The following is a 4,316-nucleotide window of genomic DNA, read 5'->3' on the forward strand; positions in this document are numbered from 1 at the left end:
AGTTGGTTGACTGCCCCTCTGGTTGCTTCCCTGTACGAAGAGCCAGACCTCGAGCAGGTAACTCGCTGGCTATCAGYGAGTGCCCTCCTGCTGGGTTTGGCGCCGCAGTTTCGGGCTGAGCTGGCCAGGCGTCTCAAGTTTCGGGCGCTGGCTATCGTCGATGTGTCAAGCCAACTGGTGGGGCTCATTGCAGCCGTCCTCGCTGCCCTAGCGGGCGCGGGTTACTGGGCGGTGGTTGCACAGCAGACAGTCGCGGCCGCAGCACTGATCGGTCTGCTTGTCGGGACGAGTCGGTATTGGCCCACTTCGCGTCCGCGGCTAACAGGCAACGGCGAGCATGTGTCCCTCGGTGCAATCACCTTGGGGGTTCAGGCAACCAACTATGTCGCGGTGAACTCGGCCCCGGTGGCAGTCGGGAAGATGATCGGTTCCGCGGGAGTAGGGCTGTACTCTCGTTCCTTCCAGCTCGCGTCCATCCCCTTGGTGCAATTGGCTGCCCCGCTGACACGAGTCGCGGTTCCCATTCTGGCGAGGTCAACTACTGACGAGGCACTCCTATATGCGGCCCGTCGTATTCAGGCGCTCTTGGCCTTCGGGTTGATACCCCCGCTGGCAATGCTGGCCGTGGGTGGTGACACGTTGGTGGCCCTGCTGTTCGGAGACGCGTGGCGGGCCGTGGGGAAGGTGCCGCAAATTCTGGCCGTAGGGGGGGTATTCCAAGCGCTGGGGTACGTGTTCTTTTGGCTATTCATTCAGAAGAACCGGCTGGCTGTCCTTTGGAGATGTGAATTGGCTGTCTGGCTTCCTGTTGTTCCCCTGTTCTTCTTCGCCGCGCACTTCGGCCTGGAAGCGGTTGCGGCGCTCTACGCCCTTGGGCTTGCTCTCAACTTCGTCATCGCTGGAACGTATGGGTGCAGCCGTATTTCGCTGGGCTGGCATGAACTGCTGTTGCCTTCGCTGGCTCGACTAGCGGTGGCYGCTGCCATCATGGCAGTCGGAGTTGCCACCATCCAGATGGCGCAGGGTCAGCTGGGGTCGGTGGCAAGTTTGTGCCTGGCGTATGCGGTCATGGTCTTGAGCTTCTGCGTGGTGATGCTTGTGCCCATCGCGAGGAGAGATGTGTGCACGGCGGCAGCGACTTTCAGGGGCGCCGCAAAATAGCGTTCGAGTGTCAGTTAAGTCCTGATTGGAGAAGTGAGCGTGGTCCGTGGATAAATTGTCGATCCTTTGCCATGACGTCTCAAACAATGCCTTAGGGCGGGCATGGGTGCTAGCAATGCTGAGCCGAGAAGACTTCTCGGTTGAGATCGTCGGCCCGGCACTCGGAGGGCGCGTTTGGAGTCCGCTCGCCGGTGCCGCCGAGTTCCCTATCCGTGTTCTTCCAGCCGGGACCCGGCGTGATTGGGCGTCTTCCGTCGACGGTGACGTGCTAGTGGCGGTCAAGCCACGTCAGGACAGCTTGGGACTCGCCCTCAAGGCATCTCGTGCCACGGCGAGGCCGGTTGTGGCTGACGTCGATGACTGGGAGATGGCATTCTTCTATGACTATCCCGCTCGAATGGTCAAGCAGTCGTTAGCGATATCGTCCCCGCGCAACATCTACCGAACATGGTGGGCCGAACGTCAGATTCCAAGAGCGGACGCCATCTCTGTCTCTACGACTTGGCTCCAGGGGAGATTCGGCGGACGCATCATCCCTCATGCCCGCGACGAGAACCTCTTCGACCCCAGCCAGCACGATCGAGGTCTGGTTCGGCAGCAGCTTGGCTTCTCGGAATCAGATGTCGTTGTCATGTTTGTAGGCACCGTGATGAAGCACAAGGGTGTAGATCTCATCGTTGAGGCGATGGCTCGTTCGGGCCGTAGGGACTTGGTGTTGGCGTCTCACGCCGAGATATCACCCACCGCGTCAGGTTTGCCCAGGGTCGCGCGGTTGCCGTTTGTGGACATGGACAAGTTGCCGGGAGTGCTGGTCGCCGCTGACGCCGTAGTGCTTCCACAGCGGGACAGTCGAGCGTCACGTGCGCAATTGCCCGCGAAGATCTTCGACGCTATGGCTATGGGCGTCCCGGTGATTGCGTCGGACGTCTCGGATCTGCGCGGGATTCTCGGCGCGGGTGGTGTCGTCGTGCCCCCAGGTGACATTTCGGCCATGGGTGAAGCACTTGCCCTGCTCGCAGCTAGTAAACCTACGCGCGCGTCGATGGGCGCCGCTGGTCGCGAGCGTTTTCGAACTCACTTCAGTGTTGAAGCTCTGCGCCCGGCATGGCTGGCAGTCGTAGCAGAGGCGAAAGATGCGAGTCCTCGGGCGACAACTGTTCGCGATCGACGACGTCTGTGGAGATCAGGCACATAGAACGTAGGTAGGGCCCGAGTCTCTGCGCGGGCCCTACCTAACTGAGTGGTCAGCTGCCGCTGTTGATCATTCCGGCGCCCACGGTCACGCCCGTCGCCTCGTCGATCRGGATGAACGAGCCCGTGGTGCGGTTCTTCGAGTACGGGTCGCACAGCAGCGGCACAGTGGTGCGCAGCTGGACGCGGCCGATCTCGTTGAGACCGAGCTCCTTGGTGTCCTGGTCGCGGTGCAGGCTGTTGACGTCGAGTCGGTACTGGATGTCCTTGACCATCGCCCGCGCGGTCCGAGTGGTGTGCTTGATGGCGAGCTTCTGCCGCGGACGAAGTGGCTCGTTGGTCATCCAGCAGATCATCGCGTCGATGTCCTGGCTGGGCTTGGGCGCGTTGTTCACCCGGGCGATCATGTCGCCGCGAGAGACGTCGACGTCGTCGTCGAGGCGCACAGTCACCGACATGGGCGGGAACGCCTCGGTGATCTCCTTGTTAAAGAGATCGATGCCCTTGATCGTGGAGGTCATGCCGCTCGGCAGCACGACGACCTCGTCGCCGGGCTTCAGCACGCCGCCGGCGACCATGCCCGCGTAGCCGCGGTAGTCGTGGAACTCATCCGACTTGGGGCGCACGACGTACTGCACCGGGAACCGGACGTCCTGGAGGTCGCGGTCGGAGGCGACGTGGACGTGCTCGAGGTGGTGCATCAGCGTGGGCCCGTGGTACCAGGGCGTGTTCTCGCTGCGTGTCACCACGTTGTCTCCCTGGAGCGCCGAGATCGGGATGACCTCGAGGTCCGGGATGTTCAGCTTGGTCGCGAACGCGGTGAACTCGTTGTAGATCTTCTCGTAGACCGCCTCGTCCCAGTCGACGAGGTCCATCTTGTTGACCGCCAGCACCAGGTGGGGCACGCGGAGCAGGGACAGCAGGACAGCGTGCCGGCGCGACTGCTCGGTCAGGCCGTGGCGGGCGTCGACCAGCACCAGGCCCAGGTCGGCGGTCGAGGCGCCGGTGACCATGTTGCGGGTGTACTGGATGTGCCCGGGGGTGTCGGCGATGATGAACTTGCGACTCGGCGTCGCAAAGTAGCGGTAGGCCACGTCGATGGTGATGCCCTGCTCGCGCTCGGAACGCAGGCCGTCGGTCAGCAGCGCGAGGTCGGTGTAGTCGTAGCCCTTGGACTGCGAGGAGGCCTCGACGGCCTCGAGCTGGTCCTCGAAGATCGCCTTCGAGTCGAGCAGGAGCCGGCCGATGAGCGTGGACTTGCCGTCGTCGACCGAGCCGGCGGTCGCGAAGCGCAGCAGGTCCATCGGGGCGCGTCCCTCGTGGGGCTCGGTGACGGGAGAGATCTCGGGGCTCATCAGAAGTAGCCTTCCTTCTTGCGGTCTTCCATGGCCGCCTCGGAGAAGCGGTCGTCACCGCGGGTCGCGCCGCGCTCGGTGACCCGGGCGATGGCGATCTCGTCGATGATCTCGGCAGTGGTCGATGCTGTCGACTCGACGCACCCGGTCTGCGACTTGTCGCCGACGGTGCGGAAGCGGACCATCTTGGTCTCGACCGTCTCGTTGCCCTTGGGCTGGACGGCGTCGGAGAGGGAGAGCCACATGCCGTCGCGGAGGATGACCTCGCGCTCGTGGGCGAAGTAGATCGAGGGGATCTCGATCTGCTCGCGGTCGATGTAGTGCCAGATGTCGAGCTCGGTCCAGTTGGACAGCGGGAAGATCCGCATGTGCTCGCCGGCGTGGATGCGCCCGTTGTAGAGGCTCCACAGCTCAGGCCGCTGCATCTTGGGGTCCCACTGGCCGAACTCGTCGCGGTGGGAGTAGACGCGCTCCTTGGCGCGGGCCTTCTCCTCGTCGCGACGACCGCCACCGAAGGCGGCCGTGAAGCCGTTCTCCTCGATGGCGTGGAGCAGGGCGCCGATCTGCTGGCGGTTCCGAGACGTCTTGCCGTCGTCGACGATGATGCCC

General features: G+C 63.5%; 4 protein-coding genes. 2 read left to right on the forward strand and 2 right to left on the reverse strand.

The genetic code is table 11. The features are described 5' to 3' along the window. Both AC1DQF_RS21205 and AC1DQF_RS21210 read left to right on the forward strand, forming a co-directional pair. Nucleotides 1–1,161 (forward strand): oligosaccharide flippase family protein (locus AC1DQF_RS21205; RefSeq protein WP_477527206.1); only part of this gene is annotated, 1,161 nt, incomplete at its 5' end. Between the two features lie 367 nt (nt 1,162–1,528). Then, nucleotides 1,529–2,356, forward strand: a complete 828-nt coding sequence (locus tag AC1DQF_RS21210) for a glycosyltransferase (protein WP_477527207.1) — start codon at nt 1,529–1,531, stop codon at nt 2,354–2,356. A gap of 49 nt (nt 2,357–2,405) precedes the next feature. Here the strand turns inward: AC1DQF_RS21210 and AC1DQF_RS21215 are convergent, their stop codons facing one another. Continuing rightward, on the reverse strand, nt 2,406–3,707 hold the full coding sequence (locus AC1DQF_RS21215; RefSeq protein ID WP_477527208.1) for a sulfate adenylyltransferase subunit 1: 1,302 nt from the start codon (nt 3,705–3,707) through the stop codon (nt 2,406–2,408). Further along, nucleotides 3,707–4,316 (reverse strand): sulfate adenylyltransferase subunit CysD (gene cysD, locus AC1DQF_RS21220; RefSeq protein ID WP_477527209.1); only part of this gene is annotated, 610 nt, incomplete at its 5' end. The genes AC1DQF_RS21215 and cysD, both read right to left, overlap by 1 nt.

The organism is Nocardioides sp. P4_G4 (genome assembly GCF_056401085.1).